The organism is Weizmannia sp. FSL W8-0676 (genome assembly GCF_038593015.1).
In the GTDB taxonomy this organism is placed as follows: domain Bacteria; phylum Bacillota; class Bacilli; order Bacillales; family Bacillaceae_C; genus Weizmannia; species Weizmannia coagulans.
Window position 1 is genome coordinate 1,560,857 of sequence record NZ_CP151954.1, and the last position, 20,698, is coordinate 1,581,554.

The window sequence follows — 20,698 nt, forward strand, 5'->3', positions numbered from 1 at the left end:
TCAAATGATCTCTTTTTTGCATAATACTTTTGGATGCGACGGAGTCCCGACAACCACCTTATGCTGGGTAACGACCACCTGCTTGTCTGCGATGACATTTTCCAATACCGCATCTTCTTCCACTTCTGTTTTTTGCATGATGATGCTGTTTTTCACGACTGCCCCTTTTTTGATTTTCACGCCGCGGAAAATAATACTGTTTTCCACTGTCCCTTCAATTAAACAGCCGTTTGCAATAAATGAATTTTTTACGTCCGCTGTTTGTCCGTATTTTGCCGGCGGCTCATGTTTGATCTTGGTCAGAATTTCCCAGTCGCTGTAAAAGAAAGCGCGGATCGTATCCGGGTCGAGCATGGCCATGTTTGCCGCGTGGTAACTGTCCATGGAGTGGATAAAGATCATATTGCCGCGGTGGTGATACCCCTTAACTTTAAATTTATGGACATTCGCTTTGATCGCATCCCGCAAAAAGTCATATTCTCCGTTTTCAGAACAGGTTTGGATGAGATCCATCAGCAACAGTTTTGACAGCACATAGGTTTCCAGGCAGACGAAGTCGCCCTTTTGCGGAGTGGTAAACAATTCGATGTCCCGCACGTTGTCCTCTTTATCTACCACCACTTGATGATAGTTCGGTTTTTGGATCGGCTCCCCGTCATATTTCCTGTATACAACCGTGATATCTGCCTGGCTTTTCTCATGGAATGCGACCAGCTCGCAAATATCGAGTTTGCTGACGTTGCTTCCCGGCGAGATGATGACAAGGTCTGCCGAGGCGCGTTCAAAGAATTCGCGATGATCATAAAAGCCCTGGATATCCCCCTTCAATTTTGCATTATCGGCAACCGGCGGCAGAATAAACAGCCCGCCGTCGTACCGGTCCAAATCCCATTCCTTTCCTGAACCAATATGGTCTATGATCGATCTGCCGTTGTCTTTCGTAAAAACGGCAACCTGGGTAATTTCAGCATGAATGAGATTGGAAAGCGCAAAATCAATGAAGCGGTATCTGGCGCCGAACGGAACGGAAGCAAGGCAGCGGTGTTTCGTTAGCTCCTTTAAAATCGGCTTTTCGTTGATCAAATTGATAACTCCTAATACGTTCGTCATGTTTCACCCGTCCCTTTTATAAAACTTCTTTTATTTCCGCTTCTTCTCCGTTTTGCGGACAGCTGTACAACTGAATATCATTTGGCTTTGAAGGCGTGATTTTTTTGCCGTTTTCAATGACGGTGCCGCTCGCAATAATGGCGCGTTCGATCGTCACATTGCTGCCGATCGTGACACTCGGCATGATGACGGAATCCCGGATCGTGCTGTTTTTGCCAATATAGACATGATCCGAGATGACGGAATGGAAAACATCCCCATAAATCCAGCTGCCTTCGTTGATGAGCGCGTTTTTAATATTGGATTGGGGCGCAATGTATTGCGGAGGATGGTTCGCATCTCCGGTGAAAATGCGCCAGTCCGGGTCATCCAGATCAAATGCCGGTTTTTCTTCCAGCAGGTCCATATGTGCTTCCCAGAAGCTTTGGACCGTGCCGACATCTTTCCAATAACCTTGGAATTTATAAGCATACATTTTCTTTTTATCCTTCAGCATTTTCGGAATAATGTCTTTCCCGAAGTCATGCGAGGAAGCGCTGTTTTTCTCGTCCTGTATTAAATATTCGCGCAAAAGCTTCCAATTAAACAGATATACGCCCATGGAGGCAAGATTGCTCTTTGGGAATTTCGGTTTTTCTTCAAATTCAACAATGCTTCCTTCCGCGTTTGTTACCATAATGCCGAAGCGCCCTGCTTCCTGCCACGGGACTTCCATGACGGCAATGCTCGCCTGCGCCCCTGCTTCCACATGCGATTTTAACAGTTTCCGGTAATCCATTTTATAAATATGATCGCCTGAAAGAATCACAACATATTCCGGATTGTAGTGGTCAATATACTGGATATTTTGGTAAACCGCATTGGCCGTCCCCTTATACCATTCGCCGCCGTCTTTCCCTACATACGGCGGCAGTACGGTTGTACCGCCGAAATTTTTATCCAGGTCCCACGCTTTCCCGTTTCCGACATACGAATTTAAGAGATGGGGTTCATATTGCGTCAGCACGCCGACGGTATCAATGCCCGAGTGCATGCAGTTGCTTAGCGAGAAATCAATAATTCTGTACTTGCCGCCAAAAGGCACTGCCGGTTTTGCCAGCTGGGATGTCAAATCCCCGAGCCTTGTTCCCTGTCCGCCTGCTAAGAGCATTGCCATCCATTTCTTTTTTGCCATTATTTTTTGCCACCCCTTTGCCGTTTTGTTGATTGCTTTTTAAAGATCAATGCACTGAGTGGGGGAATGCTGATTTCCATACTGTATGACTGGTTATGAAAAGGCTCCTTATCCACTTGGATTGCTTTTTTGTTCAACAAACCGCTGCCGCCGAACTGTTCATCATCCGTATTGAAAATTTCAATATATTTTCCGAATGAAGGCACGCCAATTCTGAATTTGTCATATTTGTTTTTTGAAAAATTGCAGAGGACGATGCAATAATCCCCTTTCCGCTTTCCTCTTCTCATAAAAATTATGATGCTCTGCCTGCGATTATTCGGATCAATCCATTCAAAGCCTTCAGGGTCATGGTCCTGCCGCCACAAGCTTCTTGTGTTTTGATAGAATGTGTTCATGGCTTTTGTAAACTGAAAGAAGGTCCGGTGCGTTTCAAAATCCAGCAGCATCCAATCCAGCTGCGTCAGGTCTTTCCACTCGTCAAACTGTCCGAATTCGCTTCCCATGAATAATAATTTTTTACCCGGATGGGTCATAAAATAAGCATAAAGAAGGCGTAAATTTGCAAACTTTTGTGGAAAATCCCCGGGCATTTTATTGAGCAGCGATTTTTTTCCGTAAACCAGTTCATCATGCGAAAAAGGAAGTACATAGTTTTCCGAAAAAGCATAGTGCATGGAAAAGGTGAGGAGATCGTGGGCATCAGGCCTTTTTTCCTCCGGTGTCTGCATATAGGTGAGCACATCATGCACCCAGCCCATGTTCCATTTATAATTAAAGCCGAGCCCGCCCGCGTAAACCGGCGCTGTCACGAGCGGCCACGATGTTGCTTCTTCTGCAATCATTAAGGCATGCGGAAACTTTTTAAAAACGGCTTCATTTAGCTTTTTGATAAACTCGACAGCTTCCAAATTGACGTCACCGCCATATTGGTTTGCCAATTTCTTTTCGTCTCCCCTGTCATGGTTCAAATAAATAAGAGAAGAAACTGCATCAACCCGGAAGCCGTCAATATGATAAACGTCCATCCAAAAAAGGGCATTGGAAATAAGAAAACTGAAAATTTCAGGTTTCTGAAAGTCAAAATTGTATGTACCCCAAATCGGCCGTTCCGCCATGTCAGGATCTGCAGGCTCGAACAGCGGTGTTCCGTCAAACCGGCCAAGGCCGTGGGCGTCTTTGCAGAAATGGACGGGAACCCAGTCTAAAATCACCCCAAGGCCGTTCTGATGGCATTTGTCGATAAAATACATGAAATCTTCCGGCTTCCCGTACCGGCTCGTCGGTGCATAGAAACCGGTAATCTGGTAGCCCCATGACCGGTCAAACGGATGTTCCATCATCGGCATAAGCTCGATATGCGTATAGCCATGGCCGGCAACGTATGGGACCAGTTCGTCTGCCATTTCACGGTAGGTGTAAAAATCACCATTGGCTTTTTTCTTCCATGAACCGAAATGCATTTCATAAATCAGCATCGGCTCGTGGTATGGGTCGGATTTTGCTTTATGGCTCATCCACTTTCTATCATGCCACTGATACATGCCGGGATCATAAATGACAGATGCCGTTTTCGGGCGTACTTCCGAATAGAACGCATATGGATCCGCTTTAAAAAAAGTATTGCCTGAAGGCCCTGTAATTTCATATTTATACAGTTCACCAGGCGCGAGATCCGGAATAAATAATACCCAGATGCCTGAATCTTTGAGCCGTTTCATTTGGTGTTTGCTGCCATCCCAGCCGTTAAAATCGCCGGCTACGGCAACGGCTTGCGCATTCGGCGCCCAAACTGCAAACCGCACGCCCTTTTTTCCTTCATACTCCATGGCATGTGCCCCGAACAAAGTATAGCTCTCGTAAAGGGTGCCTTCGTGGAATAAATAAAGCTCGAAATCAGTGGGCAGGACTTGTTGCGAATTTTTTACTGAATTTTCCAATGTCGCACCTCCGCTATTTCAGCATACTTTTACTATTCGTTATGAATTTTACGAATCCTGCAAAAAAAAGCCGTCTAATTTTGTCGAAATGGAGACAAAATGATTTTATTTTCAAATCCGCCATTCCGTTTACCAATAGAAAAAAGCTGTTTTAAATGTGCCGCATTGGTTTGACATGCAATGAATATGCGGGCTGCGGATTTAAAACAGCTTAAAATTGACTGTTCAATTGTTTAACGGACGTCCATTGTTTTGAAAAACTGGTATGCCAAAGAAACAGACCAGGCAAGCGGCTTATTTCCATTTGGCACGTACTTGCCGCCGATATAAAGTTCCGGGATTTCCCAATTTCCCGTAATAATGCGCTTGGTTTTTTCCACATATCCATTTGCCTTATCATACATACCCAGTTCATAGAAACATAAACCAAGCCACGGAAAACCAAAGCACCATTCGGCTTCTGCGCCTTCGTTATAGTATTGGTCGTTGACATAGCGGATCACGCCATATTTCCGTTCAAGCGTAGTGGTGACATCTTCCAGTATTTGAAGCGCCATGCCGCGGCTGACAATCCGGTAAGGGTAAATGAGCGACAGTAAGGCAAGGTCGGTCGGTTTGCCTGCGCTCTCCCGCGGCAGCAGTTTATAAAGTGTTTCTTCCCCTTTTTCAATCAGCCCATCCTTCACATGCACGAGCATCCTGACTGCTTTTAAGCCGGCAACGCATGCCCCGACACTTGAAGCATGCACCTCCATATTCTCTTCCCACATGCCGTTATCTTCGGCCTGCCAATACTCCAGGCACTCGAGATAGTCAACCAGTTTTTGGATAATCTCCAAATCTTTTTGGCTGCGGATGATTTTCTGGCCGTGGTGGATGCCTTCCCCTACTCCCCAAAGAAAAGCCCCAATAGCATCATTTTGGGCATGGCCCCATTCTTGCGGGAGTTCCTTGAGGTCAGTGGAATAGCGGGCGTGGATATATTCGTATAAATACCGAGGCCTTTTCTTCGTATGAATGTCAATTTTCCACTCATAACGGATAAACAGATCAAGCAATGCGTGGTATGCTTTTTCATAGTACGGGGACGGCGTGGCTAAAAAGGGCAGAACGGTATATACGACATCTCTGATCCAAACATAATGGTAGTCGGAAGACAAACTGGCGGTATAAGCACCGTTTGGCAGGCGCATCCGGTCAATGACCTCAACAGCTTTCTCGATGTTCATCATTCTTCACCTCCAAAAAGTTGATCCATACCATTAGTGTTGGCAAGACGCTGATCCTTTTATAACCATTCCAACATAACTCCCCTGTTTTAAAGCGCTTTCATGAAGATCTTTGCTTTCTGCAGATGCATTCAAGCGGGAAAAGCCCTGGTTTGGCAAACGGCGATGCTGCCATTTGCCGGCCGTTTCTTTTCCTAGACGGTTGTTTTTTATATATTATGTCTGCATTTGTTGGATGATTATTTAGAAAGCCTAATCAAGCCCGATTTTTTTGCCCGTTTCTGCCCGCTTAAATTCTGGCATCCCGGAGTTTTTTCCGTTCCTTTCCCTTAAATGTTTGTTTTGGTTTTATTTTTATTGTGTTATCAGCACATAGTGTAATTTGATTATTTAGATGCGGCATGTTCCCCGGTTTGGCGTTGCAGTGCCCTTGATTCTTATTTATTTTTTGTTATTAGCACAATGTACAACAGGATCATTTAAATTATGGGGTGATTGAAAAATAGGCTAATGATTATGTGTTTTTAGCACATTGTGTCTTTAATTTTTATTCGTTCTGCTTTTCAGCCGGATTTTCTTGTTCAACTTCCATTTCTTACAGATACTGGTTTTTATTTGAGACGATGCAAATATGCAGGATGTGTAATTTTGCCCTTTCTGCACAAGCTAGAATTGATATTCGGTATGAATATCAGCGGTATCCAAATCCTTCCAAGAGGTGATCGTATGAGCTACAAAGACCAGCTGGATCCGCATTCGGGGTTGTTCCATCACAACTGGACGCGGCGGAAACATACAAATTCCCAGGTCAATGGCGAGACGGAAGTCACACAAAACACCATCATCTTGAGGAGCAATGCAAAAGCGCATCGCTGGTGAGGATACTAAAAAGGCCGGGATAATTACCGGCCTTTTTTGGGTGTGGCAATAAACGGAAATTCGCTGAAACGCTTGTTTTTCGTTTAAAATCATGCTATATTGATATAGCGATGAGCTGAATTGCGTAAGCCGGCAAGGCAACCTTTTTGGAATGCACAATGTGGAGTGCAAGCCTTAGCCGCCGCAACACAAGATCGGAAAAAAGCGCCCCGGACCGGGCGCTTTTTTCATGTTTATATGGCCGCCACATAGGTTTCTTCCCGCCATGCTTCATGCATGGACCGGACAATGAAATCGACCGGGCGGGCTCCCGAAATCGCATATTTCCGGTTGATGACCATAAAGGGGGCAAAATCCGCACCCAACAGATCTGCCTCTGCCTGGTCTTTTTTGATATGCTCCAAGTAAACATCCGTTACAATGGCCTGTTCAGCCTTGCCTTTATCCAGCCCGGCCATTTGGGCAGCCTGTAATAAATCTCCTTTGCCTGGTGAGGGCTGCCTGGCATACGTTTCAAACAGGGCCTTGGCAATAAACGACTGCTTCCCGTGTTGTTTTGCAAAGTGCAGCAGTTTATGGCTCCCTTCAATATGTACTTCTTTTTCGGGGTTTTTCATGAAACTGCGAAATTCCAGTTGAATGCTTTCCCTGTGGCCAAATTGTTCCAGTGCCTCGCCAAGCCTAACAAAGGCAAGATAAGAATCCGCCGATGAAAAATCCGACCATAATTCTATTTTCATAACTTTATAGCTCCTTAAGCCTTTCAAAATCCTTTAAATTTTTTTGCCGGTGATCATTAAATCGTGCATGCGCCCGTCAAGCACAGCCACTTCTTTCAAATGCCCCCAGGTTTCAAACCCGAAGGATGCAAATAACTTTAAACTGGCCTTGTTTTCGCTGAAAATAAAGCCGAGCAGTGTTTCCACCCCAAGCTTCGGGCAGGCTTCCAACATTTTCCTGAGCAGGTACTTCCCGGCCCCTTTTCCTCTCCATTTTCCGCTGACATAAATGCTTACCTCGGCTGTAGGCTGGTAAGCAGGCCTTCCGTAAAAATCGCTTAAACTGATCCAGGCAGCAATCTCCCCGTCTGCTTCCAACACCCAAAGCGGCCGGCTTTCCGGCTGATGGGCTTTAAACCACGGCAGCCTTTCTTCTACGGTGACCGGAACCGTGTCAGCCGTTATAATCCCGTTGCCAATGCAGGCATTATAAATGTCCAGGATCTCCTGCAGATCTTCTTCTGTGGCATCTCTGACCAGACCATGCTGTATCATCGCTCATTTTCCCTCGATTGTAAAAATGACCTCCGTTTCCGCAACGGAAGCTTTGTATTATAAACAACATTTTATAATAATTTCCCGCAATTGAACAGCTTTTTATGCCTTACACACCAGGCCATGATGGAAACACCCGGTATTCAGGCGCCCGGCTTCCGGATCCTGTCGGCATTTCCGGTTTCCAAAAGAGCAGCAGGACAGCCGCCGCGGGCACCGTTCAAGCCTTGTCTGCGCCCAAAATATCCATAAAATTTTTCAAAATACCGGCGGTTAATCCCCAAATGACATACTCCCCGTAGTAATAAAAATACTCGTCCATTTGCTGGCTATTCCATTTATATGATTTGCCGCCCTGAATTAAATGGAAAGGAAAATCCTGGTCAGGCTCCACCTTAAATTCGATCCGGTAACATTCCGGCGCTATTTTGGCGAAATGTGAAAGCGGGACCGTAAAGACTTCTTCCACTTCGCCCGGATTCGGATGAAAAGGCGCATCCGGCAAAAAACCTGCAAACGGAAAGATCGCACGCCTTCCGTATGATGAAACGACATAGTCAAGCGGGAACACGTCCCGGATGACAGACGCGTCAATGCCCAATTCCTCGGTTGTTTCCCGAATCGCGGCTTCCATCGGGTTTTTATCCGTCGTCTCAATTCTGCCGCCCGGAAAACAAATTTCCCCCGGCTGTTTTCTTAACTGCCGGGACCGGACTTCAAATAAAACGTGAAGGCCATCGCCTTTTTGAACGAGCGGCAACAGGACCGCAAACTGGGACAAACGGTCCATCCCAAAAACGGACGGTTCCCGCTTTTTTAACTTTTCGATAATGAATGTCTCGTTCAATCGATTCCCCCCCCTTTTTTATTAGCGTTTCCATGATGTGAAAACAGTTTTCCCTATACCTAATATATACCACAGTTTTCAAGAAAAGGATGCATTTTTCTCCCCTCCTGCTTTCTCTCCCGGAGCAGAAGCCATAACCGCACATAAATCGGGCATAATGATCAAAAAGCATGTTTTCCACAAAAAATACAGGGGAAAATGCATGCAAAAGGTTTACTTTTTCGCAAACATTGAATATAATAGTACCAGATAAATTTTTCCCTAAGGAAACTTTTTTGTTTCGGGGTTAAAGTTAAAGAAGGGGGAAACATCTAATGAGTGAAAAAATGATGAGCCAAAAAATGCCAGTCCGCACGTCCCATAATACAACGAGCGCACAAGCCGTGCTCCGAGGGGATGTAAAAGGGTTAAAACGGATTTTACCTTTCCTTGGCCCGGCCTTCATTGCAGGCGTTGCTTATATCGATCCCGGCAATTTTGCCACCAATATTACGGCAGGATCGAAATACGGCTATATGCTGCTTTGGGTCATTGCCTTTTCAAACTTAATGGCCGTTTTAATCCAGTCCCTTTCCGCAAAGCTCGGCATTGCAACCGGGAAAAATCTGCCGGAAGTTGCGCATGACCATTTTTCAAAACCGGTGTCGATATTTTTATGGATCCAAAGCGAGCTTGTCATTATTGCAACAGATTTGGCAGAATTTATCGGCGCGTCTTTGGGCCTGTATTTAATTTTCGGCCTTCCGCTTCTGCCGGCCGCATTGATTACAGCAGTCGGATCGTTTGCCATCCTCGAATTGCAGCGCCGCGGCTACCGGCCGTTTGAGGCAGTGATTACCGCCCTTGTGATGATTGTCGTGCTCGCTTTTGCTTTGCAAACATTTCTGGCAAAACCGGAATGGGTAAAAGTGTTCGGCGGGATTGTCACGCCAAAATTCGATGGCATCCAAAGCGTTGTCCTGGCTGCCGGCATTCTCGGCGCCACTGTCATGCCCCATGCTATTTATTTGCACTCTTCATTGACGCAAAATAGAATCGTCGGGAAGAATGAGCTGGAAAAAAGAAAAATTTTCAAATTTGAGTTGATCGACATCATCATCGCCATGGTGATTGCCGGGGCCATCAATATGAGCATGCTTGTGATTGCGTCCAGTGTATTTTATAAACACGGCCTTGTCGTGGAAGATCTGGATGTCGCGTTTCGTGAGTTCTACACCCATATCGGTCCTGTAGCTGCGATCTCTTTCGGCCTCGGCCTTTTGATTGCAGGGCTTTCCAGCTCCTCTGTCGGCACATTATCCGGTGATGTCGTGATGCAAGGGTTTATCAACAAACGGATCAATCTTTATTTGCGCCGTGCGATCACCATGATCCCGCCGCTTCTCATTATCATGCTGGGCACCAACCCGACAAGCGCGCTTGTCATAAGCCAGGTCATTCTCTCATTCGGGATCATCTTTGCCCTTGTCCCGCTGATTCTGTTCACGAGTAACAGACAGATCATGGGTGAACTGGTGAACCACCGGATAACGAGCATCATCTCCTGGATCGTGGCAGGATTCGTCGTATGCCTGAACCTGTTCCTTTTGATTGATACGTTTAGATAAAGTGAAACAGCCCTTCCATCAAATGGAAAGGCTGTTTTTTTATTTGCCGCTGCTTCCCGGTTGAGGAAAACAAGGGCATTTACCGTTTGTCCGCCATCGCATCCAGCATCCAGATATCCTTGTCAAACCGGGCCAAAAACCGGGTGAGCAGATTGACGGTGGCGTCGTCCTTTCTTTCTTCCGCCAGCGGAATCCCCGTTTCCCGGATCTCCTTTGCCAGCTGTGCCAAATCCTCCCTTAATTGCTGCAGCAGTTCGCCTTCTTCATTATCCGCGCTCGCTTCAACAAGCGTCTTCCGGTCCAGGAATTTCGACATGGTTGCAAGCGGCCGTCCCCCGATTGCCAAAATCCTTTCGGCAAGCACATCCATTTGTTTTGAAAACGCCTGGTACAAATCTTCAAAATAAGCATGGAGCGTAAAAAAAGTTTTTCCCCTGAATATACCAGTGGTAACGGTGCAGTTTGATATAAAGCACTGTAAAATTTGAAAGTTCCTGGTTTAAAAACCGGACCAGTTTTTCTTCATCCAATCCACACTTCCCCCCCTTTTTTTTAGGCCGGCCATTGATGGGTCCCCGTTAGATTATCTCCGCAGGGCTTTTCTTATGCATATTTAACGCCAAATCTCAATTTTTATTTTTTTCACAAGCTTGCGGACCAGTAAAAATATGCCGTAACCGCACAATCCGCCCGTTGTATTCAGCAAAATGTCATCCACATCAAAACCCCCGACATGGAAATATCCTTGAATGATTTCCGCCAAAGCCGATGCCAGGCAAGACAGCAATCCCATTATCCAGGCCTTTCTCAGCCGCCTAAAAAGAATAGGCAGGAAAAACCCGAACGGCATAAACATGAAAATATTCCCAAACAGATTGGAAAACCAGACTTCAAATTGAAAGTAACGGTAATAAAGGATATACATCCGGATCGTTTTAAACGGGATAACATTTTGGCTGGCAGAATTGGGCGCATGGCGGTACGGGATAAAAAACAAAAGTTCCATTAAATAAGCAGCATACACAATGAAAACGAACAAAACGGCCGCATTGATTTTTTTTCGGTTGTTTTTTCCCATATCATCCTCCAGCGGTCCGGGCAAGCCCCCATTATTATCCTATTCGGCGGGTGCGCACGCTATGCGCCGCCTGTACAGCCTGATGCGTGCGCCGTCCCAAAAAAGCAAAGAAGAGACCTGCTCTGGCAGATCCCTCCTTCACCCGGCCCTTTGCCGCCATTTTACCCGAATTTGCCCGCTGTATCAAAACGCAATATCGCGTTTTTGAAAATACCAAAAGGTCAAGGCCATAAAAACGGCATAATAAACAGCCAGCGTGATTAATGAAAACGGCAAGGTGACGCCATCTGTAAGTTTATCCTGATACGCATAGACGGACAAGTCCAAATGCGGGAAGATCAGGAATTTGAGCCAATGGTACCGGTCCATCAGAAACAGAAAAATCCCGCCCAGTGTGTTTGTGATAAACAGGGCAAAAATGCCGATCCCGACAGCCAGCGCCTGGCTCTTGAACAAGGTCGAAAGCATGAACGCAATCGCGCTTACCATGACAAGGCTCGGCAGATAAAGGGCAAATTTCAGGAAAAACTGCGGACCGATTTCTTTAATTTTATATTGGCTGGAATCCAAGGTATTTTCGACCATTTTCATATGGAAACTGCCGGATCCCTGAAAAATGATGCCGATCAAATAGCCGGCTAAAAGCAGGACAGCAAGCAGTAATACCGCGTAGGCTGTTACAGCAATGTATTTGGACAGCAAAATTTTCCATCTCTCATGCGGGCGGATCATCAGTTGCTTAATCGTTCCGGATGCAAATTCCGATGAGACATTGGCGCTCCCGACGATTACACTGAACAAGGTGACAAATGAACCAAGCGGAATGACAATATTGTTCATGAAATGCCAGTTTGAATGGGCATCCGGATTGATATTGTATTTCAAATAATCTTGCTTTCTTTGGATGGTTGGCGCAAGGTCCGCGTATTGTTCAGGATCCTTTTTCATGAGTGCCTCATCCGCTTTGATTTCTTTCTCGATTTTCGTGCGCCAGTTTGGATCGTCTTTGCCGTAAACCTTATTGTAAAACAGTGCAGCAATCAGCACGAACGCTACAATCAGGAGCATATAGACCCATGCGCTTTTCCGGGCAAATATTTTCATCCATTCATTTCGAATTAAAGCGGTCATTGATTTTCCTCCCCTGCTGTATGATTCGTGAGTTCAAGGAAACGGTCTTCCAGCGTTTTCTTTTCAAAATGAATTTCATAGACGTTGCAGCCGTTTCCTACCAATGTTGCGTTGATAACGGCTGCGTCTTTGTAAGCTGCCGAAACCAAAATGTGCGTATCATCGACAATGGAAACCGGAAAATGGAGCTGTTTTTCTACCGCCTGCTTCGCGCTTTCGCTGTCATCCGTTGCAAACAGGATATCGCGGCGGTCATCCTGTTTCACCGTTGTCGTTTCTGCCATCGTTTCAATATGGATCAGTTTTCCTTTTTCGATAATGGCATACCGGTCGCACATCAATTCCATTTCCGTAAGAAGGTGTGAGGAAACGAGGACAGATACCCCGCTTCCCGCCAGATCCCGCAAATAGCCCCTGAATTCGCGGATGCCTTGCGGGTCAAGGCCGTTTGTCGGCTCATCAAGGATCAATAACGAAGGCCGGTGCAAAATCGCCTGGGCGACCCCGAGCCGCTGCCGCATTCCCAACGAATACGTTTTGACTTTTTGTTTAAGGGCATCTTCCAGTTTGACAAGCTTTGCGACTTCCCATAATCTCTCTTCAGAAATGGGTTTCCTTGACATTCTCTTATAGTGGACGAGATTTTGATAGCCGGTCATATAGGGATAAAACTCCGGATTTTCAACGATCGCGCCGATTTCGTTCAAAGCGCCTTTGTAATCTTCATCAAGGCTTTTGCCGTTAATATAGATTTCTCCGCTTGTGCGTTTCATCAATGAAACAATCATCCGGATAATCGTTGTTTTACCGGCGCCGTTCGGACCGAGAAGGCCGAAAACCTCGCCTTTTTTCACTTCAAAACTGACCTGGTCCACAATTTTGCGCGAGCGGATTTGTTTTGTAATCCCTTTGACCGAGAGCGCAATTTCACTCATAACATCCCTGCTTTCTGCTAGACTAGTCTAATCAATATACGAAACCGGCCTTAAAAAGTTTCAAGAAAGATTCGGTTAAAAAAGCATTTGGTTGTGGTATATACATATTTTAATGAATGGCCCCATAAATATATTCATAGAGACGTTTTGGGAGTAGAGGGATGACAAATGGAAAAACTGAAATGGAAACTGGTTTTATTCATTATCTGCCTGGCCGTGCTTGTAGGGTTGCTCTTTTTTCAGCGCCCGGTAAGCTATCAGCGCGTAAAGATTACTGATAAATTTTATACGCCCAACCGGAAAGAAGTGCCGGTTGCAACCGGTGTGAAAACGAAGCGGAAAATAAAAGTGGCACCAACAACAACGAAACCGTATTGCGCGATCGCCTTTAATAACGGCAAAACGCTGACGGCTGACTGCGATACGTATTTAAATTTTAACATTGGCGACCAAGTGTACATCAAATACCGCGGGAACCGGTTAACCGATATCCGCCGGAAGGGCTGAAAAACATCCCGGTTCTTTTATACGCAAAAGAACCGGGATGTTTTTTAATCTTCCCCAATAATTTTCACTTCTGTCTCGAGGTCCACCCCGAATTTTTCCTTTACCGTTTTTTGGACAAACTTGATCAAATTCATATAATCCGTTGCCGTTCCGCCGCCAACATTCACCATAAATCCTGCATGCTTGGTCGAAACCTCGACGCCGCCGATGCGTTTCCCCTGGAGCCCGCTGTCCTGGATCAGTTTCCCTGCAAAATAGCCGGGCGGCCTTTTAAACACGCTACCGCACGACGGATATTCAAGCGGCTGCTTGGATTCCCTGAGATAAGTCAGCTCATCCATTTTGGCTTTGATCTCCTGTGCGTCGCCCGGCTTCAGGCTGAACGTCCCTTCAAGCGCAATCTCCCCGTTCTCCGCAATGGAACTTTTCCTGTACTGGAAGGACAAATCGCTTTTTTCAAGCCTTTTCATCTTGCCTGTTTTGGTCAGGACAAGCGCGCTTTTCAGAACGTCTTTGATCTCCCCGCCATACGCCCCCGCATTCATATACAGCGCACCGCCGACAGATCCCGGTATCCCGCAGGCGAACTCAAGCCCTGTCAGATTTTGCTTTAAAGCATAGCGCGATACATCGATAATGGCTGCACCACACTGGGCTGTAATGTCATTGCCTGCATGTGATATTTTCGCTAATTTGGTCAGAATCAGCACAATCCCCCTGATGCCGCCGTCTTTGATGATCAGGTTGGAGCCGTTGCCGAGGATCGTATACGGCACGCCGTTCAGAGAAGCAAAACGGACCGTCTTCTGCACTTCCTCATATGTCTCGGGAAAAATCAAAATATCCGCTTTCCCCCCCGTTTTTGTAAACGTATATTTGCTTAACGGTTCATCTTCCAGAATTTCACGCGGGTAAATGAGTGAACGCAAGTCTTGTAAAATTGTCTTTTCAGCCATGTTCTTCTCCTTCTTTGCTGCTTACATGCCGACTCTTTGTTTCCGGATAGTGGAGGATCATCGCCGCCAAACAAATAAGCGGATACCCGATCAGCAATACAGCCGAAACAAAGCCGTTTTTCGTAACCCATTCATGAATGATTGTATGTAAAATAAACGGGACCGTCATGGCAAAGCATGACATTTTCCATAAATGCTGGTAGGCCAGTTTTCTTTTCCACAGCTTCCTGAGCCCGTATCCGGCGCAAGCGAGCAGGGAAATGCCCGCCAATACGCCGCACAGGACAATGAGCACATAAGCGAACAGAAAATAAAAAACAAATTGGATGGCATTCAGGGCGCTAACGGATCCACCGGTTAAAAGCGCAGGGATATGCAGACAGGAAACCGCAAGAACAAGCAGAACCACATACAAAACCGCCTTGTCCATCGGAAGCCTGTTCAAGCGGAAAGCAGCCCTTTTTCCCGGCAATAAACAGCTGTATTTGAACGCAGTCCAAATTTCCATCCTGCTATCCCCCCTATCCCGAATGCTCCATCCCACATTATAATATAAAATACAATTTGAAACGAGAACCATTTACGGCAGATTCTTTAATTCCGTTTCAATTGCTGCTTTGATTTTTTCAAGGCAAGCCGCAGGCGTTTTGGCAAAGATCCTTTTTCCGTTCACCATCGCAAACGGGCTGTAGGTGCATAAGCCGCACGCCATTAAGCATTCATTTGAAATCACCGCAACTTCAGGATACCGGGATTCAAGTTCTGCTTCCACATCAATCGTGTTGATCAGGCTGCCTTCACATATTTCGACTAAAATAATGCCCAATCCCGTTTCCTCCTTTTGCATAAAAACCGCCAAACGGCATCTTTATCCATTATACTGTACGCTTTAAAAAATCCCAACAGGCGCGCTTTCCCGGAGGTCCCCGTTCATCGGAAATCGTATACACGGACACTTCTTTCCCGGAAAATATAAATATTTTCCGGCCAGGCTGTCTTTTTCTTTATAATAACAGGAGATATTTGGTACAATAATGTAAGACTTCCATTTTGCTTGCAGCCACCTGCGCGCAAAGGAAAGACTTTACAATCTAATCATGTTGAGGTGTCTACATTGGAAAAACAGCAAATCGGCGTCATCGGTTTGGCCGTCATGGGGAAAAACCTTGCGTGGAACATTGAAAGCAAAGGTTACACCGTTTCGGTTTTCAACCGTTCCCGTTCAAAAACCGATCAAATGTTAAAAGAATCAGAAGGAAAAAATATTTTCGGATATTTTACAATGGAAGAATTCGTCAATTCGCTTGAAAAACCGCGGAAAATCCTGCTGATGGTAAAAGCGGGCGAAGCAACCGACGCCACGATCGAGCAGTTAAAACCGTTTCTCGACAAAGGCGATATCCTGATTGACGGCGGCAACACCTTCTTTAAAGATACACAGCGCCGCAATAAGGAATTAAGCGCACTCGGCATCCATTTTATCGGCACCGGCGTCTCGGGCGGCGAAGAAGGCGCGCTGAAAGGCCCTTCGATCATGCCTGGCGGGCAAAAAGAAGCATACGACCTTGTTGCACCGATTTTGAAGGACATTGCTGCTAAAGTAAACGGTGAACCGTGCACAACCTATATCGGTCCGGATGGTGCCGGCCATTATGTGAAAATGGTTCATAACGGCATTGAATACGGCGATATGGAGCTCATCTCAGAGTCCTACAATCTGCTCAAAAATATCCTCGGCCTTGGCGCGAATGAACTGCATGAAGTTTTTGCCGACTGGAACAAAGGCGAGCTCGACAGTTATTTAATCGAAATTACCGCTGATATTTTTACAAAAAAAGACCCGGAAACCGGCAAACCGCTTGTCGACGTCATTTTGGACACGGCCGGCCAAAAAGGGACAGGCAAATGGACGAGCCAGAGCGCGCTTGACCTCGGCGTTCCGCTGCCATTGATTACGGAGTCCGTATTCGCCCGCTTTATCTCGGCCATGAAAGAAGAACGGAAAGCGGCAAGCAAATTGCTAAAAGGGCCTGAAAAACCCGCTTTTTCAGGAGACAAAAAAGCGTTCATTGAAGCGGTCAGAAAAGCATTGTACATGAGCAAGATTTGTTCTTACGCCCAGGGCTTTGCGCAAATGCGGGCCGCTTCGGAAGAATATAACTGGGATTTGAATTACGGTGAAATTGCGATGATTTTCCGCGGGGGCTGCATCATCCGCGCGCAATTTTTGCAAAAAATCAAAGATGCGTACGACCGCGATCGCAATCTGAAAAACCTGCTCCTTGACCCGTATTTCAAGGAAATCGTGGAAAGCTACCAGGATGCGTTGCGCGAAGTCATCGCGACAGCTGTCCGCTTCGGCGTACCTGTGCCGGCTTTGTCCGCAGCGCTTGCCTATTACGATTCGTACCGTTCGGAAGTGCTGCCTGCCAATCTCTTACAGGCCCAGCGTGACTATTTCGGTGCCCATACGTACCAGCGCGTTGACAAAGAAGGCATCTTCCATACGGAATGGCTTGAGTTATAATTCAGAAAAATCCCGCCGCACCTGGCGGGATTTTTTTACTCTCCGTACATTTTGAACACGATTTCGCCTTTGATCACTTTTCCCCCGTCTTGATTGGCCACCACTGCTTCATACGTTTGCCGGGCGCCTTGCGCTTCTTTCAGCGTTGCCGACAGTGTCAAGCGATCGTCTAGAAAAACCATGCCCGCAAAACGCACGCTAAATTTTTCGATGAATCCTTCGCCAACATACGGTGTAAACAGCTTTCCGAGATTTCCCATTGTCCACATCCCGTGGGCAATAATGCCGGGCAGACCGGCTTTTTCTGCTGCTTCATCGATCGTATGGACCGGGTTAAAGTCGCCGGAAGCACCGGCGTACTTGATGAAGTCCAGCCTTGAAACCGGCGGCATTGTCGGCCATGTCGGCGACGGCAATTATCATGTCATTTTAATGATCGATATGGGAAAGATGAAATCCGGCAGGCCCGGGCGTTAAATGAACATATTGTGTCATTTGTGCTTTCAAAGGGCGGTACTTGCACAGGCGAACACGGCGTCGGGATTGGAAAGGCAAAATATCAGCGTGAAGAACACGGACCCGCTTATGGCACAATGAAGAAAATCAAGGACCTGTTTGACCCAAACCATATTTTAAACCCCGGTAAAATCTTTATTTGAGGCTTCTGCCCGCATTTTTTTCACCTTTTGGGGCAAATGTCTATAACCATGCGCCCTGATCTACATACTCTAATGTTGAACACCGAAAAGGAGTGGGTTGAGATGGAACAAACATATGGAAATTATCCGCAATCTCAGGGGTTAGGGCATTTTGGAAGCTTTACAGGGGGAAGCCAGCCTTATTATGATGATGATATGGATATGATGCATTACGGTTCAATGGGGCAAATGGGCCAGATGGGAGCATCAGGCGGTTTGGCAAGGCAATATCCGACGGCTGGGCAAATGTATCCGGGGCAGCATCCCGCAACTTCGATGTATCCGGGCATGTACGGCATGCCGGGGTACGGCCAGCACATGGGGATGCCGATGGGGCCGGGTTACCCAGGCACCGGTTACGGATATGGACAAATGCCGGGTTATCCCGGGTATGCGGGTACGGGAATGGGCATGGCCCCGGGAATGATGCACGGCTATTATCCGGGCATGGCAGGCAGAGATTGTCATTGCTGACCGGGGCATGCCCGCGAGCCAAAACCAAAAGGCTATCCAAATAAATCCGCCGCGATACATGTAAACAGCCGGCCTGCCATTGCTCAGTGCAACGGAAGGTCGGCTGTTTTTAACATTTCTTTTAATTGGCCGAGCGCTTCATCGGTATGTCCGGCGCGGATCGTTTTCACCCTTTCTGTCTCCTCTATTCCGAGCGAATGGTCATATCTTGGATCATAATAATATTCGAGCAGCCATTTTACGGCCTCATGGTACCGTTCCGTCTGTAAATCTTTCTCGATTTCTTTTGCAACCGGCGTGTGAATCCGTTCTTTGATGCTTTGAAAGGCACGGATGCATGCTTCTTTGTTCTCCCACGGCCGGTAATCATCCAAAATATTGCGGACCCGTTCTTCCACCGGCAGTTCAATCATAATCTTCGTTCCGCGCGCTTTGTTCTCCATCAAAAATTCCGGCACCACGATTTTTCCGATTCTTTTGCTTTCCGCTTCCATCAGCACATACGGCGCATTTTTCAATTGTAAAATGCGCTCTGCCAGCAAAGCATCGAACGTTTTCTGGTTATGGGCGCTGAGACCGATATCCCCGAAAATACTGCCGCGATGATTGGCCATGCCTTCCAGGTCAAGGACCGGATAGCCTTCCGAAGCAAGCGCCTGGAGCATATACGTTTTGCCGGTGCCTGTATAGCCGCCCAGCACATACGTAACCGGATGAAAGTCCATATTTTCAAGCAGGCCTGTCACCCATTTCCGGTAGGCGCGGTAGCCCCCCTGGAGCCGGTAGGCATGAATATCCATCAGATCCAAAACGGTTGCTGCTGTTTTGCTCCGCATTCCGCCGCGCCAGCAAAATACCGCTTTTTCCCCTTCTATTTCACGGAAAGCCTGGATAAAACCGGGCAACTTTTTCGAAAAAATTTCAAGCCCGCGTTCTTTCGCAGCACGGTTGCCAGCTTGAGCATAAATCGTCCCCACTTCCGCCCGTTCTTCATCATTAAATAGAGGGATATTCACGCTCCCCGGAATCGTTGCGTTCCGGTATTCGGAAGGGGAACGGACATCCACCCATGTGAGCTGCTTTTTCTCCATCCGTTTTCTTGCTTCTTCAATGGTAATGTCTTGAAACAAATATTTCCCGCCTTTCTAATGGTTCCTGATGGGACTATTGCACTTTGATACGGCCGGGATGTTCCGGGACAACCTCGCCGATCAGGCTGGCTTCCACCCCTGATTTTACAAGTTCTTCAAGCAGCTGTTCCGCTTCATCGCCGGCAACGGAAAGCAAAAGGCCGCCTGATGTGACCGCATCACTTAAAATCCATTTATCTATTTGGTCCATACCTTCAGGGAAGTCGACGACATTTTCAATATGGGCAAAATTATTTTTTGTGCCGCCCGGAACAGCGCCCGCTTCCGCCAGTTCACGCACGCGCGGCAGCACCGGCACTTTGTCTTTGTAAATACGGAGCCCTGCCTTGCTTCCCTGCGCCATTTCGGATGCATGGCCCAAAAGCCCGAACCCGGTCACATCGGTCGAAGCATGGATGGTGTAATCCCGGGAAATTTCAGCCGCTTTCTTATTTAAGGTAGCCATGACATTGGTCACGCGTGTTATTTCTTCTTCTGTTAACAAATCCCGTTTAATGGAAGTGGTCAAAATCCCGACCCCGATCGGTTTCGTCAAAATTAGCTTGTCCTCCGGCTTTGCCCCTGCATTTGTGCGGATATTTGCCGGGTGTATCGTGCCGGTCACCGCCATCCCGAATTTGGGCTCCTGGTCATCAATCGAATGCCCGCCGGCTAAAGTTACCCCCGCTTCTTTGCACTTGTCACCGGCGCCTTTTAATATATCGGCAAGAATGGCTTTGTCGAGGGTATGGATCGGAAAAGCAACGATATTCAGCGCAGTCAGCGGCGTGCCGCCCATTGCATAAATATCGCTGACCGCGTTTGCCGCCGCCACCTGGCCGAATGCATAAGGGTCATCGACAATCGGTGTAAAGAAGTCGACTGTCTGCACGATCGCCAAATCATCCGTCAGCTTGTAAACGCCAGCATCATCGTTCGTATCGAGCCCGACCAGCAAATTCGGATCCTGGACTCTCGGTGGCAGTGTCCGCATCACCTGCTGCAAATCCGCCGGGCCGATTTTGCATCCGCATCCGCCCTTTGTCGTCAGTGAAGTCAATTTTATTTTTTCTGATTGTGCCATATTGCATCAACCTGACCTTTCTTAAAGCATGTCTGATCCTTGTACCATTATAGACCACTTCGCGGCAAATTGCATTTTCTTCCGCTCCGCCCGCTTGCAGAGGGCGCTGAAAACGGGC

At 47.0% G+C, this 20,698-nt stretch carries 21 protein-coding genes and 2 pseudogenes; 6 read left to right on the forward strand and 17 right to left on the reverse strand.

Translation table 11 applies throughout. The features are described 5' to 3' along the window. The 4 genes from glgD to NST20_RS07565 all read right to left on the reverse strand — a co-directional run bounded on the left by glgD (nucleotide 1) and on the right by NST20_RS07565 (nucleotide 5,453). Nucleotides 1-1,110 (reverse strand): glucose-1-phosphate adenylyltransferase subunit GlgD, encoded by a 1,110-nt coding sequence (gene glgD, locus NST20_RS07550; RefSeq protein WP_340702628.1) that lies wholly within the window; start codon nucleotides 1,108-1,110, stop codon nucleotides 1-3. Nucleotides 1,111-1,126: 16 nt separating this feature from the next. After that, the gene (locus NST20_RS07555) at nucleotides 1,127-2,284 is read right to left on the reverse strand and encodes a glucose-1-phosphate adenylyltransferase (protein WP_342400353.1); all 1,158 of its coding nucleotides are present in this window, start codon (nucleotides 2,282-2,284) and stop codon (nucleotides 1,127-1,129) included. Beyond that, nucleotides 2,284-4,224, reverse strand: a complete 1,941-nt coding sequence (glgB, locus tag NST20_RS07560) for a 1,4-alpha-glucan branching protein GlgB (RefSeq protein ID WP_342400354.1) — start codon at nucleotides 4,222-4,224, stop codon at nucleotides 2,284-2,286. The genes NST20_RS07555 and glgB overlap by 1 nt, the downstream gene beginning before the upstream one ends. Before the next feature lie 233 nt (nucleotides 4,225-4,457). Continuing rightward, nucleotides 4,458-5,453, reverse strand: coding sequence for a glycoside hydrolase family 15 protein (locus NST20_RS07565; RefSeq protein ID WP_328014265.1), 996 nt, complete (start codon nucleotides 5,451-5,453; stop codon nucleotides 4,458-4,460). 726 nt (nucleotides 5,454-6,179) lie between these two features. Here NST20_RS07565 and NST20_RS07570 point away from each other — a divergent pair. Continuing rightward, nucleotides 6,180-6,332 carry a YpzG family protein gene (locus NST20_RS07570; protein ID WP_017554300.1) on the forward strand — a complete coding sequence of 51 codons (153 nt, stop codon included), beginning with the start codon at nucleotides 6,180-6,182 and terminating at the stop codon, nucleotides 6,330-6,332. A gap of 233 nt (nucleotides 6,333-6,565) precedes the next feature. Here NST20_RS07570 and NST20_RS07575 read toward each other — a convergent pair whose 3' ends face one another. From NST20_RS07575 to NST20_RS07585, 3 genes are all read right to left on the reverse strand, one after another. Beyond that, on the reverse strand, nucleotides 6,566-7,072 hold the full coding sequence (locus NST20_RS07575; RefSeq protein WP_265115297.1) for a DsbA family protein: 507 nt from the start codon (nucleotides 7,070-7,072) through the stop codon (nucleotides 6,566-6,568). 33 nt (nucleotides 7,073-7,105) lie between these two features. After that, complete coding sequence (locus NST20_RS07580; RefSeq protein WP_081110485.1) at nucleotides 7,106-7,606, reverse strand: GNAT family N-acetyltransferase; 501 nt, start codon at nucleotides 7,604-7,606, stop codon at nucleotides 7,106-7,108. A 220-nt stretch (nucleotides 7,607-7,826) separates the two neighbouring features. Continuing rightward, nucleotides 7,827-8,453 carry a CoA pyrophosphatase gene (locus NST20_RS07585; RefSeq protein ID WP_061575454.1) on the reverse strand — a complete coding sequence of 209 codons (627 nt, stop codon included), beginning with the start codon at nucleotides 8,451-8,453 and terminating at the stop codon, nucleotides 7,827-7,829. 314 nt (nucleotides 8,454-8,767) lie between these two features. On the opposite strand from NST20_RS07585, the gene NST20_RS07590 reads away from it, so the two are divergent. Then, the gene (locus NST20_RS07590; RefSeq protein WP_342400355.1) at nucleotides 8,768-10,060 is read left to right on the forward strand and encodes an Nramp family divalent metal transporter; all 1,293 of its coding nucleotides are present in this window, start codon (nucleotides 8,768-8,770) and stop codon (nucleotides 10,058-10,060) included. A 79-nt stretch (nucleotides 10,061-10,139) separates the two neighbouring features. Here NST20_RS07590 and NST20_RS07595 read toward each other — a convergent pair. The 4 genes and pseudogenes from NST20_RS07595 to NST20_RS07610 form a co-directional block, all read right to left on the reverse strand. Then, a pseudogene (locus tag NST20_RS07595) lies at nucleotides 10,140-10,590 on the reverse strand (DNA starvation/stationary phase protection protein). Between the two features lie 83 nt (nucleotides 10,591-10,673). Next, nucleotides 10,674-11,138, reverse strand: a complete 465-nt coding sequence (locus NST20_RS07600; protein WP_013859392.1) for a VanZ family protein — start codon at nucleotides 11,136-11,138, stop codon at nucleotides 10,674-10,676. A 183-nt stretch (nucleotides 11,139-11,321) separates the two neighbouring features. Continuing rightward, complete coding sequence (locus NST20_RS07605; protein WP_195850262.1) at nucleotides 11,322-12,269, reverse strand: ABC transporter permease subunit; 948 nt, start codon at nucleotides 12,267-12,269, stop codon at nucleotides 11,322-11,324. Next, the gene (locus NST20_RS07610) at nucleotides 12,266-13,204 is read right to left on the reverse strand and encodes an ABC transporter ATP-binding protein (RefSeq protein WP_342400356.1); all 939 of its coding nucleotides are present in this window, start codon (nucleotides 13,202-13,204) and stop codon (nucleotides 12,266-12,268) included. Before NST20_RS07610 ends, NST20_RS07605 begins: the two co-directional genes overlap by 4 nt. A 168-nt stretch (nucleotides 13,205-13,372) precedes the next feature. On the opposite strand from NST20_RS07610, the gene NST20_RS07615 reads away from it, so the two are divergent. After that, nucleotides 13,373-13,711, forward strand: a complete 339-nt coding sequence (locus tag NST20_RS07615) for a hypothetical protein (RefSeq protein ID WP_013859395.1) — start codon at nucleotides 13,373-13,375, stop codon at nucleotides 13,709-13,711. Nucleotides 13,712-13,755: 44 nt separating this feature from the next. Here NST20_RS07615 and murB read toward each other — a convergent pair whose 3' ends face one another. From murB to NST20_RS07630, 3 genes are all read right to left on the reverse strand, one after another. Continuing rightward, nucleotides 13,756-14,667, reverse strand: coding sequence for a UDP-N-acetylmuramate dehydrogenase (gene murB / locus NST20_RS07620; RefSeq protein WP_342400357.1), 912 nt, complete (start codon nucleotides 14,665-14,667; stop codon nucleotides 13,756-13,758). Then, nucleotides 14,660-15,175, reverse strand: coding sequence for a DUF1189 family protein (locus NST20_RS07625; protein WP_017554293.1), 516 nt, complete (start codon nucleotides 15,173-15,175; stop codon nucleotides 14,660-14,662). Before NST20_RS07625 ends, murB begins: the two co-directional genes overlap by 8 nt. A 72-nt stretch (nucleotides 15,176-15,247) precedes the next feature. Further along, complete coding sequence (locus tag NST20_RS07630) at nucleotides 15,248-15,493, reverse strand: DUF1450 domain-containing protein (RefSeq protein WP_013859398.1); 246 nt, start codon at nucleotides 15,491-15,493, stop codon at nucleotides 15,248-15,250. Between the two features lie 288 nt (nucleotides 15,494-15,781). On the opposite strand from NST20_RS07630, the gene gndA reads away from it, so the two are divergent. Next, the gene (gndA, locus tag NST20_RS07635) at nucleotides 15,782-17,194 is read left to right on the forward strand and encodes an NADP-dependent phosphogluconate dehydrogenase (RefSeq protein WP_342400358.1); all 1,413 of its coding nucleotides are present in this window, start codon (nucleotides 15,782-15,784) and stop codon (nucleotides 17,192-17,194) included. 35 nt (nucleotides 17,195-17,229) lie between these two features. Here the strand turns inward: gndA and NST20_RS07640 are convergent, their stop codons facing one another. Next, nucleotides 17,230-17,586: a MaoC/PaaZ C-terminal domain-containing protein gene (locus NST20_RS07640; RefSeq protein ID WP_342400359.1), complete on the reverse strand. Its 357-nt coding sequence runs from the start codon at nucleotides 17,584-17,586 to the stop codon at nucleotides 17,230-17,232. Here NST20_RS07640 and NST20_RS07645 point away from each other — a divergent pair. Further along, nucleotides 17,579-17,853, forward strand: a pseudogene (locus NST20_RS07645) (FAD-linked oxidase C-terminal domain-containing protein); the annotation flags it as partial. The gene NST20_RS07640 and the pseudogene NST20_RS07645 sit on opposite strands and share 8 nt — an antisense overlap. A 102-nt stretch (nucleotides 17,854-17,955) precedes the next feature. After that, nucleotides 17,956-18,366: a hypothetical protein gene (locus NST20_RS07650; protein WP_342400360.1), complete on the forward strand. Its 411-nt coding sequence runs from the start codon at nucleotides 17,956-17,958 to the stop codon at nucleotides 18,364-18,366. An 83-nt stretch (nucleotides 18,367-18,449) separates the two neighbouring features. Here NST20_RS07650 and mnmH read toward each other — a convergent pair whose 3' ends face one another. Beyond that, on the reverse strand, nucleotides 18,450-19,496 hold the full coding sequence (gene mnmH, locus NST20_RS07655; protein WP_342400361.1) for a tRNA 2-selenouridine(34) synthase MnmH: 1,047 nt from the start codon (nucleotides 19,494-19,496) through the stop codon (nucleotides 18,450-18,452). 34 nt (nucleotides 19,497-19,530) lie between these two features. After that, nucleotides 19,531-20,580 carry a selenide, water dikinase SelD gene (selD, locus tag NST20_RS07660; protein WP_342400362.1) on the reverse strand — a complete coding sequence of 350 codons (1,050 nt, stop codon included), beginning with the start codon at nucleotides 20,578-20,580 and terminating at the stop codon, nucleotides 19,531-19,533. Between the last annotated feature and the right edge of the window lie 118 nt (nucleotides 20,581-20,698).

Excerpts from the sequence above, each read along its gene's own strand:
- glgD (WP_340702628.1), bottom strand. The coding sequence starts at position 1,110 with ATGACGAACGTATTAGGAGTTATCAATTTGATCAACGAAAAGCCGATT.
- NST20_RS07555 (WP_342400353.1), bottom strand. The coding sequence starts at position 2,284 with ATGGCAAAAAAGAAATGGATGGCAATGCTCTTAGCAGGCGGACAGGGA.
- NST20_RS07565 (WP_328014265.1), bottom strand. The coding sequence starts at position 5,453 with ATGAACATCGAGAAAGCTGTTGAGGTCATTGACCGGATGCGCCTGCCA.
- NST20_RS07570 (WP_017554300.1), top strand. The coding sequence starts at position 6,180 with ATGAGCTACAAAGACCAGCTGGATCCGCATTCGGGGTTGTTCCATCAC.
- NST20_RS07575 (WP_265115297.1), bottom strand. The coding sequence starts at position 7,072 with ATGAAAATAGAATTATGGTCGGATTTTTCATCGGCGGATTCTTATCTT.
- NST20_RS07580 (WP_081110485.1), bottom strand. The coding sequence starts at position 7,606 with ATGATACAGCATGGTCTGGTCAGAGATGCCACAGAAGAAGATCTGCAG.
- NST20_RS07590 (WP_342400355.1), top strand. The coding sequence starts at position 8,768 with ATGAGTGAAAAAATGATGAGCCAAAAAATGCCAGTCCGCACGTCCCAT.
- NST20_RS07600 (WP_013859392.1), bottom strand. The coding sequence starts at position 11,138 with ATGGGAAAAAACAACCGAAAAAAAATCAATGCGGCCGTTTTGTTCGTT.
- NST20_RS07605 (WP_195850262.1), bottom strand. The coding sequence starts at position 12,269 with ATGACCGCTTTAATTCGAAATGAATGGATGAAAATATTTGCCCGGAAA.
- NST20_RS07610 (WP_342400356.1), bottom strand. The coding sequence starts at position 13,204 with ATGAGTGAAATTGCGCTCTCGGTCAAAGGGATTACAAAACAAATCCGC.
- NST20_RS07615 (WP_013859395.1), top strand. The coding sequence starts at position 13,373 with ATGGAAAAACTGAAATGGAAACTGGTTTTATTCATTATCTGCCTGGCC.
- murB (WP_342400357.1), bottom strand. The coding sequence starts at position 14,667 with ATGGCTGAAAAGACAATTTTACAAGACTTGCGTTCACTCATTTACCCG.
- NST20_RS07625 (WP_017554293.1), bottom strand. The coding sequence starts at position 15,175 with ATGGAAATTTGGACTGCGTTCAAATACAGCTGTTTATTGCCGGGAAAA.
- NST20_RS07640 (WP_342400359.1), bottom strand. The coding sequence starts at position 17,586 with ATGCCGCCGGTTTCAAGGCTGGACTTCATCAAGTACGCCGGTGCTTCC.
- NST20_RS07650 (WP_342400360.1), top strand. The coding sequence starts at position 17,956 with ATGGAACAAACATATGGAAATTATCCGCAATCTCAGGGGTTAGGGCAT.
- selD (WP_342400362.1), bottom strand. The coding sequence starts at position 20,580 with ATGGCACAATCAGAAAAAATAAAATTGACTTCACTGACGACAAAGGGC.